The sequence below is a fragment of the Kitasatospora sp. NPDC028961 genome, assembly GCF_055564815.1.
The window spans coordinates 69,052-86,785 of sequence record NZ_JBVHVO010000021.1; the positions used below are offsets into that span (position 1 = coordinate 69,052).

The following is a 17,734-nucleotide window of genomic DNA, read 5'->3' on the forward strand; positions in this document are numbered from 1 at the left end:
CTTCCGCATGACTACGGCTGCACGGGGATGATCGAGGTGAGCCACTGGAAGACGCCCGGCACCATGTTCTTCCAGACGTCGCTGGAGTGCGGCCCGGTGGTCTCCTGGACCTGGACGGTGGTCGGCGCCTTCGCGACGGCCGCGATCGCCTGGCCGTCCTCGTAGCCGTCGCCCTTGTTGCCGCTGATGTACAGGGCGACCTTCGGCGGCTGGGCGGCGGTCTTCACGATGGTGACCGGGTTGTTCGCCTCGCGCAGCTTGGCGTCCTTGCCGACCAGCGAGGACTTCTCGACCGCCGGGTCGTTGTAGCCCGAGAGGCTGATGCCGGCCCGGTAGCGGTTGGGGTGGGCCAGTGACAGCTTGGCGGCGCAGTGGGCACCGGCCGAGTAGCCGGCCACCGCCCAGCGGTCGGCCGACGGCTCGGCGCGGAAGTTGTCCAGCACCATCTGGGGGACGTCGCGGGTCAGCCAGGTGTCCGCGTTGACCTTGCCGGGCACGTCGGTGCAGCCGGCGTCGGTGCTGTTGCCCAGCAGCAGGGTGCGCGGCGAGACCAGGATGAACGGCGCCACCTTGCCCTCCTGCATCAGCGGCTTGAGCTGCTCGGAGACCTTGAGCGTGCCGTACCAGGTGGAGGAGGAGCCGGGGAAGCCCGGGATCAGCTCGACGACCGGGAACTTCTTGTCCTTGAACGCCGGGTCGTGGTACTGCGGCGGCAGCCAGACCAGCACCTCGCCGTCCACGCCGGACAGCTGGCCCTTGAGGTCGGTCTTCTGGACGTCGTTCGGCACCTTGGGGTCGTCCACGCTGCGGAACTGCTGGTGGACCTTGGGCGGCTGCTTGGCGGCGTCGCCGCCGGCCTGGGCCCCGCCGGCGCCCGCCTCGGCCGGGGGGACGGAGGGCACGGCCCGGACGTGGTTGCCGGTGCCCAGCAGGTCGTCCCAGTTGCCGTAGATCAGGTTGGCGTTGTTGACCATGACGAAGACCGTCGTCACGGCGGTGATCTGGCAAAAGACGATCATGGCAAGCCTGGACAGGACCTGCACCGGCCTCGGCCCGCGCACCTTTCCCCAGAGCAGCAGGGCCGCCGCGATGGAGATCGGCACGAGGACGATCGTGCAGATGAGGAATGGCGTGCCTGTCAGTTGCATCAAATTCTCGTATCCGGGTTCAAAGCCGTCCGGGGCCCCACTCGCCCGGAACGCGCTCCAATGGCATCAGACGGTCGGGAACACGGGATCGGTTGCCGTCCAAATCTGTAAGGAACCTGAGAGGAACATCACGTTTCGGCGCTGTTTCCCTCTTGGGGCCCGCACCAGTCTGCCACCCTGACGGCCCGCACCCGGACGCTGCACCCAGCGGACTCCCAGGAACGCCACCGGGGGCACGATACCGCCCGGGCGGATCCGGGCGGCGGGCGAGGCGGTGCGATGCCGCGCGCGGCGGGCAGCGAGACTATGGGGATGAGCACAACCCGCTTTCGCCCCTTCCGCCGGTTCCGGCCCGCCTGCGCCGTCCTCGCCGTGCTGGCCGCCGTGGCCGGCTGCAGCAGTACCGGAGGCCTCCGCGCCGAGCACGCCCGCAGCCAGGCCGCGGCCGCCGGTGGCAGTGCCGTCACCACCCCGCGCTGGAAGATCGCCATGGTGACCCACGCCGGCGCCGGCGACGCCTTCTGGGACACCGTGCGCAAGGGCGCCGAGCAGGCCGCCGCCAAGGACAACATCACCTTCCTGTACTCCAACGACGCCCAGACCCAGAACCAGGTCCAGCTGGTCCAGGCCGCCATCGACCAGAAGGTCGACGGCCTGCTGGTCACCCTCGCCAAGGGCGACGCGCTCGGCGACGTGCTCGGCAAGGCCAAGGCGGCCGGCATCCCGGTGATCACCGTGAACTCCGGCCAGGAGTACTCCGCCCGGTTCGGCGCGCTGACCCACATCGGCCAGGACGAGTCCACCGCCGGCCAGGCGGCCGGCACCGAGCTCGCCGGCCGGGGCCGCAAGAACGTCCTCTGCGTGATCCACGAGCAGGGCAACGTCGGCCAGGAGCAGCGCTGCTCCGGCGCCCAGTCCAAGGCCGGCGGGGCCTTCCAGGTGCTCTACGTGGACGGCGTCAACATGCCCGACGCCCGGGCCGCCGTCTCCGCCAAGCTGCAGGCCGACCCGGCCATCGACACCGTGCTGACCCTCTCCGGGCCGATGGCCGCCACCGGACTGCAGGCGATCCAGGACGCCCGCCGCCCCGTCGAGCTCGACACCTTCGACCTGGGCACCCAGGTGGTGGCCGGCCTCAAGTCCGGCTCGGTCGGTTTCGCCGTCGACCAGCAGCCCTACCTCCAGGGCTACGAGGGCGTCGACCTGCTCTGGCTCTACCGCTCCAACCTGGACATGCTCGGTGGCGGCAAGCCCGTGCTGACCGGGCCGCAGATCCTCACCCGCGACGACGCCGACGCCCTCGCCGAGTACGTCGCGAGGGGGACGCGTTGAGCACCACCGACCTCCTCGTCCAGGACCGCCCGGCGGCGCTGCGGCGGGTGCTCGCCCGCCCCGAACTGGGGGCGCTGATCGCCGCCGCCGCGGTCTTCCTGGTCTTCGCCGCGGTCGCCGAACCGTTCCTGCGGGTCTCCTCGCTGGGCACCGTGCTGTACGCGGCCTCCACCATCGGGATCATGGCCGTCCCGGTCTCGCTGCTGATGATCGGCGGCGAGTTCGACCTGTCGGCCGGCGTGCTGGTCACCACCGCCGCGCTGACCTCGTCGATGGTGTCCTACCAGCTCACCGCGGTGACCTGGGTCGGCGTGCTGGTCTCGCTGCTGGTGACGCTGGCGGTCGGCGGCTTCAACGGCTGGATGCTCAGCCGGACGAAGCTGCCCAGTTTCATCGTCACCCTGGGCACCTTCCTGATGCTCACCGGTGCCAACCTCGGCGTCACCAAGCTGGTCTCCGGCACCGTCTCGACCAAGCCGATCTCCGACATGGAGGGCTTCGGCGCCTGCCGTTGGCTGTTCGCCTCCGAGGTCACCGTCGGCGGGCTGACGGTCAAGGCCACCGTCTGGTGGTGGCTCGGCCTGCTGCTGGTCGGCAGCTGGGTGCTGCTGCGGACCCGCTTCGGCAACTGGATCTTCGCGGTCGGCGGCGACGCGGCCGCGGCGCGGGCGGTCGGCGTGCCCGTCGCCCGGACCAAGACGGTGCTCTACCTCGGCGTCGGCTTCGGCGCCTGGGTGCTCGGCCAGCACCTGCTGTTCTCCTTCGACACCGTGCAGTCCGGCGAGGGCGTCGGCAACGAGCTGATCTACATCGTGGCGGCCGTCATCGGCGGCTGCCTGATCACCGGCGGCTACGGCTCGGTGGTCGGCTCGGCGCTCGGCGCGCTGATCTTCGGCATGGCGAGCAAGGGCATCATCTACGCCCAGTGGAACCCTGACTGGTTCAAGTTCTTCCTGGGTGCGATGCTGCTGCTCGCCGCCTTGCTGAACACCTTCGTCAAGCGCCGCGCCGAACGGGGACCGCGATGACCGAGCTGCTCCGCCTCGAAGGCGTCGGCAAGACCTACGGCTCCGTCCGGGCGCTCCAGGACGTCTCGCTCACCCTGCGGGCCGGCGAGATCAGCTGCGTGCTCGGCGACAACGGCGCCGGCAAGTCCACCCTGATCAAGATCATCGCCGGGCTGCACCGGCACGACGAGGGCCGTTTCACCGTCGGCGGCGAGGAGGTCCGCTTCGGCTCCCCGCGCGAGGCGCTGGACCGCGGCATCGCCACCGTCTACCAGGACCTCGCGGTCGTCCCGCTGATGCCCGTCTGGCGGAACTTCTTCCTCGGCTCCGAACGGGGCCTGCGGCGCTGGGGCGGACTGCGCCTGGACGCCGACGGGATGCGCGCCACCACGCGGGAGGCGCTCGCCCGGATGGGCATCGACCTGCACGACGTCGACCGCCCGATCGGCACCCTCTCCGGCGGCCAGCGCCAGTGCGTGGCGATCGCCCGGGCCGTCCACTTCGGCGCCGAGGCGCTGATCCTGGACGAGCCCACCGCCGCGCTCGGCGTCAAGCAGTCGGGGGTGGTGCTCAAGTACGTCACCGCCGCCCGCGACGCCGGCCTCGGGGTGGTGCTGATCACCCACAACCCGCACCACGCCTACCTGGTCGGCGACCACTTCACCCTGCTCAAGCGGGGCCGGATGGCCGGCAGCCACCCGCGGGCGGAGACCGGCCTGGAGGAGCTCACCACCGAGATGGCCGGCGGCTCCGACCTGGAGGAGCTCTCGCACGAGCTGGCCCGCCCGGGCACCGGCACCCGTGAACCCCGTGAACCCCGTGACACCCGTGACTCCCGTGACCCCCGTGAGGAGCGTCCGCAGCCGTGACCACCCCCAACGCCGCCTCCCGGCCACCGGTCCTGCCCAGCCTGCTCGGCCTCGGCCCGCGGGCCGAGCGCCGCCGCCGGGCCCTGCCCGCCGGCCTCCTGCGGCTGCCCACCATCGGCGTCGACATCGGCGGCACCAAGGTGGTCGCGGGCGTGGTGGACGGCGAGGGCAAGGTGCTGGAGAAGCTGCGCACCGACACCCCCGACAAGAGCAAGAGCCCCCGGGTCGTCGAGGACGTCATCGTCGAGCTGGTGCTCGAACTCGCCGACCGCCACGACGTCCACGCGGTGGGCATCGGCGCGGCCGGCTGGGTGGACGCCGAGCGCTCCCGGGTGCTCTTCGCCCCGCACCTGAACTGGCGCAACGAACCGCTCCAGCAGGCGCTCAGCGAGCGGCTGCGGTTCCCGGTGATCGTCGAGAACGACGCCAACGCGGCGGCCTGGGCCGAATGGCGGTTCGGCGCCGGGCGCGGCGAGGACCTCATGGTGATGCTCACCCTCGGCACCGGCATCGGCGGCGCGGTGGTCCGCGACGGCTACGTCGACCGGGGCAAGTACGGGCTGGCGGGGGAGTTCGGGCACATGCAGGTGGTGCCCGGCGGCCACCGCTGCCCGTGCGGCAACCGGGGCTGCTGGGAGCAGTACTCCTCCGGGAACGCCCTGGTGCGCGACGCGCGCGAGCTGGTCGCCGAGGAGTCGCCGGTGGTCCAGCTGCTGCTGGCCAGGGCCGGCGGCGCGGTCGAGGGCATCACCGGCCCGCTGGTCACCGAGGCCGCCCGGGCCGGTGACGCGACCGCCGTCGAGCTGCTCTACGAGGTCGGCACCTGGCTCGGGGTCGGCATCGCCAACCTCGCGGCCGCCCTGGACCCGGGCCGCTTCGTGGTCGGCGGCGGCGTCTCCGAGGCCGGCGACCTCCTCCTAGCCCCGGCCCGGGACGCCTTCCGCCGCACCCTCACCGGGCGCGGCTTCCGCCCGGAGGCGACCATCGCGCACGCGGCCCTGGGCAACGAGGCGGGCCTGGTCGGCGCTGCCGACCTCGCCCGCCAGGTCGCCCGCCGCTTCCGCACCATCAAGCGGCGCCGGGTGGAGCGCAGCGTGCTGTAGCGCCGGACTACCCGCCGGTAGTCGCGGCGCCCTGTTGTCCGGGCCATGCCTCCTGTGAAACAACGGAGTTGACGTCGACTCAGGAGGCCTCCGGATGAGAGCTCTGGCCCGAATCGCCCCGCCGCTCCTGCTTGCCACCGCCCTGGTCTGTTCCGCCGCCGGGCCGGCCGGGGCGGCAGCCCCGCCGCCGAAGGTGCCCGAGGCGGTGGGCTGGGGCGGCGCGGTGGCCAGCGTGGACGCCGACGCCACGGCGGCCGGCATCGAGGTGCTGCGCAAGGGCGGCAACGCGGTGGACGCCGCCGTCGCCGTCGCGGCGGCGCTCGGTGTCACCGAGCCGTACTCGGCCGGCATCGGCGGCGGCGGGTACTTCGTCTACTACGACCACGACAGCGGCCGGGTGTCCACCATCGACGGCCGCGAGACGGCCTCCCGGACGGCCGACGCGTCGCTCTTCCTGGAGGGCGGCAAGCCGCTGGCCTTCGCGGATGCCGTCACCAGCGGGCTGTCGGTCGGCGTGCCCGGCTCCCCGGCGACCTGGGAGACGGCCGTGCGGCAGTGGGGCAAGCGCTCCTTCGCCGACGCGCTGAAGCCGGCCCGGCGGATCGCCGAGCAGGGCTTCACCGTCGACCAGACCTTCCAGGACCAGACCGCGCTCAACCAGGACCGGTTCAAGGACTTCCCCGCCACCGCGAAGCTCTTCCTGCCCGGCGGCAAGCTCCCCGCGGTCGGCTCCACGTTCCGCAACCCGGAGCTCGCCGCCACCTACCGCCAGCTGGGCGAGCAGGGCACCGCGGCGCTCTACCGGGGCGACCTCGGCGCCGACATCGTCCGGACCATCCAGCACCCGCCGGTGGACCCGGCCTCCGGGCGCAACGCCCGCCCCGGCAAGGTGGACGCCGCCGACCTGGCCGCGTACCAGGTGCGCCGCCAGCAGCCCACCCACGTGGCCTACCGCGACTACGACCTCTACTCGATCGCCCCGTCCAGCTCCGGCGGCACCACCGTCGGCGAGGCGCTCGGCATCCTGGAGGACGGCGACGTCGGCCGGTACGACGACACGCAGTACTACCACCACTTCCTGGAGGCCTCCCGGATCTCCTTCGCCGACCGCAACCGCTGGGTCGGCGACCCGGCCTTCTCCGACGTCCCGGCCAAGGAGCTGCTCTCCCCCCGGTACGTCGCCTCGCGGGCCTGCCTGATCAGCCCCGACCGGGCGCTCACCAGCCCGCTCGCCCCCGGCGACCCGCGCCACCCGGCCGACTGCGCGAACACCGGCGCGGCCCAGCCCGAGCCCTACGAGGGACTGAGCACCAGTCACCTGACCGTGGCCGACCGCTGGGGCAACGTCGTCTCCTACACCCTCACCCTGGAGCAGACCGGCGGCAGCGGCATCACCGTCCCCGGCCGGGGCTTCCTGCTCAACAACGAGCTGACCGACTTCAACTTCACCCCGCTGACCCCCGGGGTGCCGGACCCGAACCTCGCCGGGCCGGGCAAGCGCCCGCGCTCCTCGCTCTCGCCGACCATCGTGCTGCGCGACGGCGAGCCGGTGCTGGCGGCCGGCTCGCCCGGCGGCGCGACCATCATCACCACCACCCTCCAGGTCCTGCTCGGACGCCTGGACCGGGGCCTCGGCCTGGAGCAGGCGATCGCCGCGCCGCGGGCCAGCCAGCGCAACACGGCCGCCACCCAGGCCGAGCCGGCCTTCCTGGACCTGCCCGAGCGGGCCCGGCTGGAGGCGCTCGGCCACGTGTTCACCAGCACGCCCGAGATCGGCGCCGCGACCGGCGTCGAGCGCCTGCCGGACGGCCGCTGGGTGGCGGCCGCCGAGCCGGTGCGGCGCGGCGGCGGCGCGGCGGCGGTGGTGCGCCCCGCGCCCTGACGCCCGACGCCTGACGGCGGTGGCCCCTGGGCCCGCGGGCCCACGGGCCTGTCGGTGCCGGGCGGTAGATTCGGGGTGGGCGTCCTGCCGGGCGCCCACCCTCGTCCGTACCACCGGGAAGGCCGCCCGCCGTGACCGTCCGCATCGCCACCTGGAACATCAACTCCGTCACCGCGCGGCTGCCCAAGCTGCTGGAATGGCTGGAGAGCGCCAAGCCGGACGTGCTCTGCCTCCAGGAGCTCAAGTGCTCCACCGACGCCTTCCCCTACGAGCCGGTCCGCGAGCTCGGCTACGAGACCGCCGCGTACGGCACCGGCCGGTGGAACGGCGTGGCCATCGTCTCCCGGATCGGTCTGGAGGACGTGGTGCGCGACCTCCCCGGCCAGCCCGGCTTCCTCGCCGACGGCGCCCTGCTGCCCGACACCGAGCCGCGGGCCATCGCCGCCACCTGCGGCCCGGTCCGGGTCTGGTCGGTCTACGTGCCCAACGGCCGCGAGGTGGACCACGCCCACTACCGCTACAAGCTGGAGTGGCTGGAGGCCCTGCGGCTGGCCTCGCTGGAGGACGCCGCGGGGGAGCGTCCCTTCGCCGTCCTCGGGGACTTCAACATCGCCCCGACCGACGAGGACGTCTTCGACGTGGCGGCCTTCGAGGGCCTGACGCACGTCACCCCCGCCGAGCGCGCCGCCCTCGCCGCCCTGGGCGAGGCCGGTCTGCAGGACGTCGTGCCCCGCCCGCTGAAGTACGACCGCCCGTACACCTACTGGGACTACCGCCAGCTGGCCTTCCCGAAGAACCGGGGCATGCGGATCGACCTCACCTACGCCAACAAGCCCTTCGTCGACGCCGTCACGGACAGCTATGTGGACCGCGAGGCCCGCAAGGGCAAGGGGACGTCGGACCACGCCCCGGTCGTGGTCGACCTGGACCTCTGAGCCCGGCCGGGCCCGGCGTCACGCCCCGTAGCGGCGGCTCGCCCGAACGGGCCAGAGCGGTGGCCGGGCGCCGGGTGTGTGCCTACCGTCGGTGAATGACTGGGTGTGGTTGTTCGATCACGTGGACTTCGGAGTCCCCGGCCGCGCCCGAGAATCCCGGAGGTTCCGGTATGCGCCCCACGCGTACGGCCGCCGCCGCCCTGATCGGCGCGACGGTGCTGACCGGCCTGACGGCCCCCCTCGCGCTGGCCAAGGACGGCGCCGCCACGGTCAGCCCGTCCCAGGCCGCACCGGGCCAGACCGTGACGGTCACGGTCTCCTGCGAGAAGTCCGACAAGCCCGACGCCAAGACCATCACCGCGAGCTCCCAGGCCTTCGAGGGCGGCCCGGCCACCCTCACCCTGGGATCGGACGGCCGGCACACCGGCTCCGCGCGGCTGGCGGGCAAGGCCGGCGGCGACAGCAAGGTCGACGGCACCTGCCCCGACGGCGCCGCCTTCTCGACCAGCGTCACGGTGACCACCGTCGCCGCGTCCTCCGGAGCCTCCTCCTCGCCCGGCCAGAGCCTCGGCGAGTGGGGCAAGGCGGCCGGGGAGTGGGCCGGCTCGCTCGGCCAGTCCGGTGCGGGCAGCCAGCAGGTCGCCCCGCACGGCGCCGTGCAGACCGGTCTCGGCGGCTCGGTCGCGGCCGACCCCGCCGAGCTGGCGGGCGGCGCGGCGCTGGTGGTCGGCGGTATCGGCGGATTCTGGCTGCTGCGGCGACGCGGCGGCGCCGGGTCCGCCTGAAGGCGCGCCCCGCACCCGGGGGCCCTCGGGCCCGCCCCACGGTGCCGCCGGACCGGTCGGTCCGGCGGCACCGGCCCGTCTCAGGCCGTCGCGGCCCGGGCCGCGGAGCCCCCGGTGACCCCGGCCGCCGTGGACGCCCGGGAAGCCCGCGGGGTCTCCGGCGCCTCCGCGGCCCGCAGGAGGCCGGAGGCCAGCAGGTACTGGGCCAGGAGGTACGTCGCCATGATCCAGAACTGGTGCCCGGGCAGCTCGCGCCACTTCGCGAGCTTGGTGGCGATCAGGGTGTCGGAGAGCAGGAAGAGCGCCCCGCCGAGGCCGGTGCGCCACCCCAGCCCGGCCGAGGTGACGGCGGTCGAGGCGAGCAGCAGGCTGTACCCGGCCACCGGCGCCCGGAGGCCGCCGAGGTCCGGCCAGAGCCGGCCCACCATCACGGCCCAGGCCGTCGCGTACGCGGCCGTGACGATCAGCGCCCGCCGCCGGTCCGTGAGCGCCCCCTGCCGGACGAACATCGTCACGTAGCAGACGTGCGCCGCCGCGAAGGAGCCCATCCCGGCCAGGAACGCGGTGTCGTCGCCGAGCTGGAGCAGGACGTCCCCGCCGCCGCTGAGCAGCAGCGCGGGCGCCAGCAGCTTCGGCGCCTCCCGCCCGGCCGCGGTGGCGGCCGTGACGCTGTGCGCGGCCAGCAGCGGCATCAGCGCCGGCTTGGTGGCGTGCCGCAGGGCGGGCGTGTCGGTGAGCAGCGCGCCCAGGTGGGCCGCCGAGGTGGCGGCGAAGCCGGTGAGCAGCCCGGTGGCGGAGCGCAGGCGCCCGCCGAGGACGGCGCGGGTGGTGGTGCGGATGCTCATGCGGCGGTGTCCTCCGGTGGGTGGGGGCGGGCGGCCCGTTCGTCCGCACCCTAGGCGACCGGGTCCGTCCGGGGAAGGCCGGGTTACCCACGAGTACTACCCGGGCGTAGGCCGGCGCGCGCCGACGGCCGGGGCCGCTCCGGCGGGGTACGCGCGGACCAATTCGCCGCGAGCTCCGGCTGGGGCCACCGGCGGCCGCGCCCACCGTCTAGTCTGGTCCACGACATGGAGCAGCAGGAGTACGCGGCCGGCACCACGCGGGTGGCCGGCGGCACGTCGGACGGGCGCACGGGCGGGGCGGGGCAGGGCACCACCGTCGCCGTCGTCGCCGTACGCGAAGCCGGTCCTGACGCTCCCCAGGAGACCGGAGGGGCCGTCCTCTCGCCCGATCCGGGGCTGCTCCGGCTGGCGCACTGGTTCGCCGAGGCCGATCCCGGGACCGCCGACGACCTCTGCGTCGCCACCTTCGGCCTCTACCCGGCCCGCCACTTCGGCGTCCCGGCCGAGCCGGTGACCGGTCCGGAGGCGGCGGCCGGTGACGCCGTCAGCTGGTGGCACGGTCCCACCGCGCACGCCCCCGCCGCGCTGCGGGTGCGCGAGCCGCGGCCGGCGCGCCGCCAGCGCCGGGCCCGGCGGGACGAGGGGGCGCTGCCCGTCGTCCGCTCAGGAGCCAAGCCGGGTCTGCCCGGAAAGCACCGCAAGCCCGAGCCGGCCCGCTCGGCCGCCGGCGCGCAGGACCGTTCCGCCGCCGCCGAGCGCCGGATCGCCGCCCGGTTGCTGCTCGCCCACCCGCTGGTCACCGCCTCCGGGCCGCACGCCGACGGGTTCCCGCTGATCCGGCGTCACCGCGACTGGCTGACCGGCCAGTTCGACACCCTGCTCGGCTACCGCCTGGTGGTCGGCCCCTGGCACGCCCGCCTCTACAAGGCCGGGCTCGGCCCCGGCGCCGCCCGCCGGCTCGAACACCCCGGCACCGGCGCGCCGTTCACCCCCGGCGGCTACGCCCAGCTCGCCCTCGCGCTGTCCCTGCTGGTGGACGCCCCCGAACGGCTCCCGCTCGGCCCCCTGCTGGCGGCGATGCGGGACACCGCGCCCGGTCCGGCCGCCACGCCCGCCGACCTCGCGATGGCCCTCGCCGCACTGGCCGACTGGCAGGTGCTCGGCGAGATACCCGCCGACCGGAGCGCGGACGGCGTCGTCCTGACGGTCGACCGGGAGCTGGCCCGCGCCGTACCCGCGGGCCCGCCCGCCCTCGCCGACGACGCCGCCGACCTGATCCGCCGCGCCGCCGGGGCCGAGCCCGGCACCGCCGTGCGCCGCCGCCTCGCCGAGACCCCCGCCGTGCTCGCCGCCGACCTGCCCGCGGACCAGCGCGACTGGCTCGACCTCCACCGCCGGACCGGCCCGGCGGCGCTCGCCGAGTTCCTCGGCCTGGAGGCCGAACTGCGGGCCGAGGGGGTCGCCCTGCTCGACCCCGCCGACGAACTCACCGACCTCGCCCTGCCCGGGGCCGGCACCCTCGCCCAGGCCGCCCTGCTGCTGGTCGAGCGCCTGGTCGAGGAGGTCCGCCCGCTCCCCGGCGAGGCCACCGGCGCGGACGTCCCGATCCCGGACGCGCTGATAGACGGCGTCCTCGGGGACATCGCCGACGAGTACGGGCTGCCGGCCGGCTGGCGGCGCGACTACCTCGCCGACCGCACCGCGCTGCGCCGCGACGCCCTCGACCTGCTGCACCGGATGGGCCTGATCACCCCCACGCCGCGCGGCACCCGGCCGCCGGGCTGGCTGCTGCGCGCCCCCGCCGCCCGCTTCGCTCCGGCGCCCGATCTGCGGCCGGCCCCGGGGACGGGCCGGCACTCCCGCCGGGAGGCCCCGGTGGCGGCTCCGGCCGGCCCCCGGGCGGAGCAGCGGGCCTGAGCGCCACCGGCCCGCCGTCGAGCGGGTCGCGCGTCGGGAACGAAAGAAGCACCGCGTCCTTGGCCGGTGGGCCGGACGGCGGTGCCTGGGGTCGGGCGCGGAGGGCGGCGGGATCAGCGGGTCATCGTCGGGCGGTGGCCGCCGTGAGCGGGCCGTGCTGGGCGGCTTCGACGGTGGCTCCCACACCGAGCGTGCCGAGGGCGATGGAGGCGAGAACGGCGGCACAGGCCAGGAAGCGGCGGTGGCGCTGCGGGAGCGGGAAGCGCGGATCCTGGAGGGTCGCCGGAGGGTTGGCGTTCATGACAGGGAGCGTTCCAGGGCGGCGTGAACGAGCGGTACGCGCGGGTGAAGTCCGGATGGGGGCCAAGCGTCGGTTCGTGCCGGATCCGCCCCGCCCCGGGGCGGGGCGGATCCGGGGCGGTCACCGGGACGGCGGTCGCGGCCCCCGCCGGGCGTCGGCCATCGCCTCGCCGACGGCCACCCGGACGGCGTCCCGCAGGCCGTGCGCGGCGTGGAACCGCGAGGGCCCGGCCGCCGGATCCTCGCGCAGCTCCTTCACCAGGGCGACGCAGAGCAGCAGCATCACCACCACGAACGGCAGCGCGACCAGGATGGTGGCGTTCTGCAGCGCGGTGAGCCCGCCGGCCAGCAGTAGCGCGGCGGCGACCCCGCCCATCAGCACGCCCCAGACCACCACCAGCCAGGTGCGCGGGTGCAGCGAGCCCCGGCTGGAGAGCGAGCCGAGCACGAGCGAGGCGGAGTCGGCACTGGTGATGAAGAAGGTCATCACCAGCAGGACCGCGATGACGCTGGTCACCGAGCCGAGCGGGAGCGAGCGCAGCATCTCGAACAGCGAGGCCTCGGCGCCCTGGGGGATGGTGGCCACCAGGTCGGCCTCGCCGGTGGAGTTCAGCCGGATCGCCGTCCCGCCCATCACGCAGAACCAGACCACCGTCGCCCCGCTGGGGACCAGCAGCACGCCGGTGAGGAACTGCCGGATGGTCCGGCCGCGCGAGATCCGGGCGATGAAGGTGCCGACGAACGGCGCCCAGGAGAGCCACCAGGCCCAGTAGAAGATCGTCCAGGAGCCGAGCCAGCTCTCGTCGGTGAAGGCGCCGGTCTGGGTCGACATGGCGACCAGGTCGGAGAGGTAGCCGCCGACGGTGGACGGGATCGCGTCCAGGACGAAGACCGACGGGCCGAACACGAAGACGAAGAGCATGATCAGCGAGGCCAGCACGACGTTCGAGGTGGAGAGCCACTTGACGCCCTTGTGCACGCCGGAGAAGGCGGAGAGGACGAAGGCGGCGGTCAGCGAGCCGATGATGACCAGCTGGGTGCGTTCGGTGTTCTCGACGGAGGAGATGAAGCCGAGGCCGTCCGCCACCTGGAGGGCGCCCAGGCCGAGGCTGGTCGCCGAGCCGAAGACGGTCGCGAACACCGCCAGCAGGTCGATCGCCCGGCCGGGCCAGCCGTTCGCGCCGCGTTCGCCGATCAGCGGGACGAAGGCGGCGGAGATCCGGTTGCCCCGGCCCTTGCGGAAGGTGGTGTAGGCGAGCGCCAGGCCGCCGACCGCGTAGATCGCCCAGGGGTGCAGGGTCCAGTGGAAGAGCGAGAACTCCAGCGCCTGCTGGGCGGCGGCCGGGCTCTGCGGCTCCAGGCCGGAGCCGGGCTGCGGCGCGGCGTAGAGCTGGAGCGGTTCGCCGACGCCGTAGAACATGAGGCCGATGCCCATGCCGGCGCTGAACATCATCGCGACCCAGGCGAGGGTGGAGAACTCCGGCTCGTCGTCGTCGCGGCCGAGCCGGATCCGGCCGAAGCGGCTGAACGCGAGCAGGACGGTGAGCACCAGGAAGACGTCGGCGGCGACCACGAACAGCCAGCCGAAGTTGTGCAGCACCCAGCCGAGCGCGGTGTCGGACGTCCGGCCGAGCGAGTCCTCGGCGAAGACGCCCCAGGCGACCACCCCCAGCACCAGGACGGCACTGACGCCGAACACCGTCCGGTCGACGGGGAGGGTCGCGGCGGGTTCGTCCGGGCCTGGTGGCTGGCTGCTCATGAAGGTCCCTCTCCTGGCGTACTGGACGGTCGGCGACACGATCGGAAAATGGATACATGTCGTACTATGTCCAGTCCTCGGGGGTGCCGGGGGGAGGGCACGCCGGGGAGAGGCGACCGGACGGGCCGTCAGGGCGAGGATCGGCGCGCCGGGCGGCGGGTCGTCACGCGGCCGCGTACGCGCGGGCGGAGGGCCCGGTGGCCGGGGCGGCGGTGTCCAGGTACCCGGCCAGCGCCTGCCGGCTGCGGGTCAGCTCGGCGATCCGGGTGTCGAGTTCGGCCAGCTCGCCGCGGAGGGTGGCGAGCAGGTCGGGGCAGGCCTCCAGGGCCGGGACGGGGCCGCTCGCGCACGGCAGGATCTCGGCGATCACCCGGGTGGACAGGCCCGCCGCGAGCAGACCGCGGATCTGCCGCACCCGGATCTGGTCGCCCTCGCGGTACTCGCGGTAGCCGGCGGCCGACCGGTCCGGTTCGAGCAGCCCCTGCTCCCCGTAGTACCGCAGCAGGCGGGTGGACACCCCGGTCAGGCGGGCGAGTTCTCCGATGCGCATGACCGGGCGAACGCCCGTCCGGGCCGGGCTGTTCCCGGCCCGGACGCGGCGGGGCCGTCGCTACGCCGGCCGACCGGTCACGAAGTCCAGCAGCAGCGCGCGCAGTTCGGGCAGGCGCTCGACCACCGGGAGGTGGCCACTGGCGAGTTCGACCAGCCGGGCGCCCGGGATGCCCTCGGCCAGGGCCCGGTGCTGGCTCGGCGCGACCAGCATGTCCTCGGTGGTGCTGATCACCAGCGTCGGCACGGTGACCCGGGCCAGGTCGCCGCGCACGTCCACCCGGCCGGCCAGGCCGAACTGCTGGCGGTAGCCGGCCGGGACGGGGGCGAGCAGGGCGGCGCGCAGGTCCGCGAGCTGCTCGGCGGTGAGCGCGTCGACCCAGGTCTCGCCGAAGGCGACCGCGAGCACGAAACGGGCCAGCAGCTCCGGGTGGTCGGCCAGGCCGGCCGCCAGCTCGGCGGTGAGCCGGAGCCGGTGGTCGCCGCCGGCCACCCCGGCGAGCAGCAGCAGCGAGCGGACCCGGGCCGGGTGCCGGGTGGCGGCGCGGACGGCGACGGCGGCCCCGAGCGAGTACCCGGCCAGGTCGAAGCTCTCCAGGCCCTCCTCGACGGCGGCGGCGACCAGCCGGTCCGCCAGCTCGTCGAGCGAGGGCCCGGCCGGCTCGAACGGGGTGCCGCCGGAGCCGGGGAAGTCGGGTGCGACGACGGTGCGGTGGGCGGCGAGGTCGTCCAGCAGCGGCCCCCAGTTGTCCCGGGCGCTGCCGCCGGCGCCGTGCGCGAGCAGCAGGCCCGGGCCGGAGCCCCGGACGATCCGGGCCAGCGCGGGCGGGGTGGCGGGGGACGGCTCGGTCATGGCGGGGCTCCTGTTCACCTGGATGGCTCGGTGACCGGCACGCTAGGAGTTCACACCGGTGTGAAGGTCAAGTCCGGTGCGGGCCGAACCGCCCGCGCGGCGTCGATCGGCGGGATCGGCGGACGCGACACGGTTCGCGATCGTATGATCCGGGCGTGACCGGAGGCCCGAGCGCCGCGAGACCGACCGGGCGGACCGCCGCCCCGGTCCGGAGCGCCGCTGCCCGCCGGGCCGTCGCCCGCCGCGCCAGACGCACCGACCGCTGTCGCTGAGCCCCGCCCGCGCGCTCCGCGCCGGGCCGGAGCGGGCCCGCGCCGTCGGCGCCCGCGTCCCCGCCCGCCCGGCCGCGCGGCCCGCCCGACCGTCCGCCGCAACCGAACGGAAGTGTGCCCGTGCCCACCGCGAACCCCCTTCGGACCACCCCCGCGAGCCCGATCCCCGGCGAGGCCGCCTACGACCGGCTCCGCCGCCGGCAGTGGTCGGCCGGCGAGGCCCGCGCCGACGGCGTCGAGCGCCGGACCCTGCTGCGGATGCTCACCGCCGCCGGGGTGCTCGCCGCACCCGCCGCCGGCGGGCTGGTCGTCCCGGACCGCGCCCGGGCGCGGACCGCGACCGCCGCGCCGGGAGCGCTTGCCGAGCCGCCCACGGCCCTCGCGGGTACGGTGTCCCCCGTGCCCGGCATCGTGAAGCCGCTGCCCGCCGAGTGGTTCCTCCCGCGCGGGACCAACGCCGAGATGCGCTGGGACGCGCTGCGCGACGCGGAGGGCGCGATCGGCCGGCACGTCCCGGTGGAGCGGTTCTTCGTCCGCAACCACACCAGTACCCCGGTCATCGACGCCGACAGCTGGCGGCTGCGGCTCTTCGGCAGCGGCCTGCGCGGCGGCCCGGACGCCGGGCGGCCGGTCGAGTTCGGCCTGGCGGACCTGCGCGCCCTGCCCTCGACCAGGATCAGCGCCCTGATCGAGTGCGCCGGCAACGGCCGCAGCTTCTACGCCACCCAGCAGAACCAGCCCGTGCCCGGCACCCCCTGGACGCTCGGCGGGGTCGGCTCCGCCCAGTGGCGCGGCGTGCGGCTGGCCGAGGTGCTGCACCGGGCCGGGCTGACCCGGGACGCGGTGGACGTGCTGCCCAGCGGCCTCGACCCGGCGTACGTGAGCGGTGGCGTCGACTTCGGCCGGGTGCGCCGCCCGCTGCCGGTCGCGAAGGCGCTGGACGACGTGCTGCTCGCCTACGAGATGAACGGCGAACCGCTGACGCCCGACCACGGTGCGCCCCTGCGGCTGGTGGTGCCGGGCTGGATCGGGATCGCCTCGATCAAGTGGGTCGGCTCGATCGAGGTCGCCGACCAGCCGCTGTACTCGCCCTGGAATACCGACTTCTACCGGATGTTCGGTCCTGACTACCCGGCCGGCGGAAGTGCGCCGGTCACCACCCAGGTGGTGAAGAGCGCTTTCGAACTCGCCCGTGACGCGGTGCTGGCGGCGGGCCGCGAGCACCGCCTGTACGGACGCTCCTGGTCGGGCGCGGCGCCGGTCCGCCGGGTCGAGGTGAGCACCGACGGCGGCCGGCGCTGGCACCGCGCCGAGCTGCGGGACGAGCCGCGCGCCGACAACTGGACGCGCTGGAGCCTCGACTGGCGCCCGGACCGGACCGGCCCGTACGAGCTGCGGGCGCGCGCGACCGACCGCCGCGGCAACACCCAGCCCGCGACGTCCGTGTTCAACCGCGAGGGCTACCTGTTCGACGCGGTGGTGGTCCACCCGGTGACGGTCGCCTGACGCCGCTCAGCCGGTGGGGCTGGCCTCGTACGGCGCCTCGTACGGGGTCAGCACCAGCCGCACCACGTCCTCCAGCCGCCGCCGGGCGTCGCCGAGCGTGGTGCGGCCGGTCACCCAGGCGGTCAGCTCGCCCTGCCAGGCGTGGCCGACGATGTGCCGCACCAGGTCGCTCGCGGCGGCCGGCACCTCGGCCATCACCGCCTGCAGCGCGGTGCTGTCGGCGCGGGCCATGCCCTGCAGCGCCTCGCTGGCGAAGGGGTCGGTGGAGGCGGCGACGGCCACCCGGAGCCGGGCCAGTTCGGGCTGGCGCTGGTAGGCGCGCATGCCTCCGCGCACGAAGCGCACCACCCGGTCGGTGGCCCCCAGCCCGGCCCGCGGTCCGCGCAGCTCCGCCACCAGGTCGGCCAGCAGCAGCCGGTGCCATTCGGCGATGGCCGCGGCCAGCAGGTGGTCCTTGGAGGAGAAGTAGCGGTACGCCGTCCCGAGGGCGACTCCGGACCGCTCGCAGACCTGTTTCATCTGCAGCCGCTCGACACCGATCTCGTTCACCAGGGCGAGCGCGGCCGCGATCAGGGACTCGCGGCGTTCGAGCTGACGTGGAGACATCGCCTCCACCGGTCGTGGTGACAGGTCAACCTTGGTCACCCGCACCATGATACGGCTCGGAACCGC

16 protein-coding genes are annotated in these 17,734 nt (G+C 74.8%); 9 read left to right on the forward strand and 7 right to left on the reverse strand.

Annotated elements, in window-relative coordinates; genetic code table 11:
- Window positions 1-11: 11 nt before the first annotated feature.
- Window positions 12-1,103, reverse strand: coding sequence for an alpha/beta hydrolase (locus tag ACZ4UX_RS27740; protein WP_465708700.1), 1,092 nt, complete (start codon window positions 1,101-1,103; stop codon window positions 12-14).
- A 357-nt stretch (window positions 1,104-1,460) separates the two neighbouring features.
- Between ACZ4UX_RS27740 and ACZ4UX_RS27745 the strand changes: the two genes are divergently transcribed.
- From ACZ4UX_RS27745 to ACZ4UX_RS27775, 7 genes are all read left to right on the forward strand, one after another.
- Entirely contained in the window at window positions 1,461-2,480 is a 1,020-nt protein-coding gene (locus ACZ4UX_RS27745; RefSeq protein ID WP_329490622.1) for a substrate-binding domain-containing protein, read from the forward strand.
- Window positions 2,477-3,508 carry an ABC transporter permease gene (locus tag ACZ4UX_RS27750; RefSeq protein WP_465708701.1) on the forward strand — a complete coding sequence of 344 codons (1,032 nt, stop codon included), beginning with the start codon at window positions 2,477-2,479 and terminating at the stop codon, window positions 3,506-3,508. Before ACZ4UX_RS27745 ends, ACZ4UX_RS27750 begins: the two co-directional genes overlap by 4 nt.
- Window positions 3,505-4,356, forward strand: coding sequence for an ATP-binding cassette domain-containing protein (locus ACZ4UX_RS27755; RefSeq protein ID WP_465708702.1), 852 nt, complete (start codon window positions 3,505-3,507; stop codon window positions 4,354-4,356). The genes ACZ4UX_RS27750 and ACZ4UX_RS27755 overlap by 4 nt, the downstream gene beginning before the upstream one ends.
- A gap of 41 nt (window positions 4,357-4,397) precedes the next feature.
- Complete coding sequence (locus ACZ4UX_RS27760) at window positions 4,398-5,459, forward strand: ROK family glucokinase (protein WP_359804341.1); 1,062 nt, start codon at window positions 4,398-4,400, stop codon at window positions 5,457-5,459.
- 94 nt (window positions 5,460-5,553) lie between these two features.
- Window positions 5,554-7,341: a gamma-glutamyltransferase gene (gene ggt / locus ACZ4UX_RS27765; protein WP_352295148.1), complete on the forward strand. Its 1,788-nt coding sequence runs from the start codon at window positions 5,554-5,556 to the stop codon at window positions 7,339-7,341.
- Window positions 7,342-7,472: 131 nt separating this feature from the next.
- Window positions 7,473-8,276 (forward strand): exodeoxyribonuclease III, encoded by an 804-nt coding sequence (locus ACZ4UX_RS27770; protein WP_465708703.1) that lies wholly within the window; start codon window positions 7,473-7,475, stop codon window positions 8,274-8,276.
- Between the two features lie 170 nt (window positions 8,277-8,446).
- Complete coding sequence (locus tag ACZ4UX_RS27775; protein WP_359804326.1) at window positions 8,447-9,061, forward strand: hypothetical protein; 615 nt, start codon at window positions 8,447-8,449, stop codon at window positions 9,059-9,061.
- 80 nt (window positions 9,062-9,141) lie between these two features.
- Here ACZ4UX_RS27775 and ACZ4UX_RS27780 read toward each other — a convergent pair whose 3' ends face one another.
- A complete protein-coding gene (locus tag ACZ4UX_RS27780; RefSeq protein ID WP_465708704.1) occupies window positions 9,142-9,906 on the reverse strand; it encodes a lysoplasmalogenase in 765 nt (254 codons plus the stop codon).
- A 225-nt stretch (window positions 9,907-10,131) separates the two neighbouring features.
- Here ACZ4UX_RS27780 and ACZ4UX_RS27785 point away from each other — a divergent pair, with 225 nt between their 5' ends.
- Window positions 10,132-11,823, forward strand: a complete 1,692-nt coding sequence (locus ACZ4UX_RS27785) for a DUF2398 family protein (RefSeq protein ID WP_465708705.1) — start codon at window positions 10,132-10,134, stop codon at window positions 11,821-11,823.
- A gap of 121 nt (window positions 11,824-11,944) precedes the next feature.
- Here ACZ4UX_RS27785 and ACZ4UX_RS27790 read toward each other — a convergent pair whose 3' ends face one another.
- The 4 genes from ACZ4UX_RS27790 to ACZ4UX_RS27805 form a co-directional block, all read right to left on the reverse strand.
- Complete coding sequence (locus tag ACZ4UX_RS27790; RefSeq protein ID WP_352294182.1) at window positions 11,945-12,124, reverse strand: hypothetical protein; 180 nt, start codon at window positions 12,122-12,124, stop codon at window positions 11,945-11,947.
- Window positions 12,125-12,244: 120 nt separating this feature from the next.
- Complete coding sequence (locus tag ACZ4UX_RS27795) at window positions 12,245-13,882, reverse strand: BCCT family transporter (RefSeq protein ID WP_359804330.1); 1,638 nt, start codon at window positions 13,880-13,882, stop codon at window positions 12,245-12,247.
- A 163-nt stretch (window positions 13,883-14,045) separates the two neighbouring features.
- Window positions 14,046-14,432: a MerR family transcriptional regulator gene (locus ACZ4UX_RS27800; RefSeq protein ID WP_352294178.1), complete on the reverse strand. Its 387-nt coding sequence runs from the start codon at window positions 14,430-14,432 to the stop codon at window positions 14,046-14,048.
- 60 nt (window positions 14,433-14,492) lie between these two features.
- Entirely contained in the window at window positions 14,493-15,284 is a 792-nt protein-coding gene (locus ACZ4UX_RS27805) for an alpha/beta fold hydrolase (protein WP_465708706.1), read from the reverse strand.
- 392 nt (window positions 15,285-15,676) lie between these two features.
- On the opposite strand from ACZ4UX_RS27805, the gene ACZ4UX_RS27810 reads away from it, so the two are divergent.
- Window positions 15,677-17,062: a sulfite oxidase gene (locus ACZ4UX_RS27810; protein ID WP_396487737.1), complete on the forward strand. Its 1,386-nt coding sequence runs from the start codon at window positions 15,677-15,679 to the stop codon at window positions 17,060-17,062.
- 6 nt (window positions 17,063-17,068) lie between these two features.
- On the opposite strand, the gene ACZ4UX_RS27815 is transcribed toward ACZ4UX_RS27810, so the two are convergent.
- Complete coding sequence (locus tag ACZ4UX_RS27815; RefSeq protein WP_329490635.1) at window positions 17,069-17,707, reverse strand: TetR/AcrR family transcriptional regulator; 639 nt, start codon at window positions 17,705-17,707, stop codon at window positions 17,069-17,071.
- Window positions 17,708-17,734: the final 27 nt, after the last annotated feature.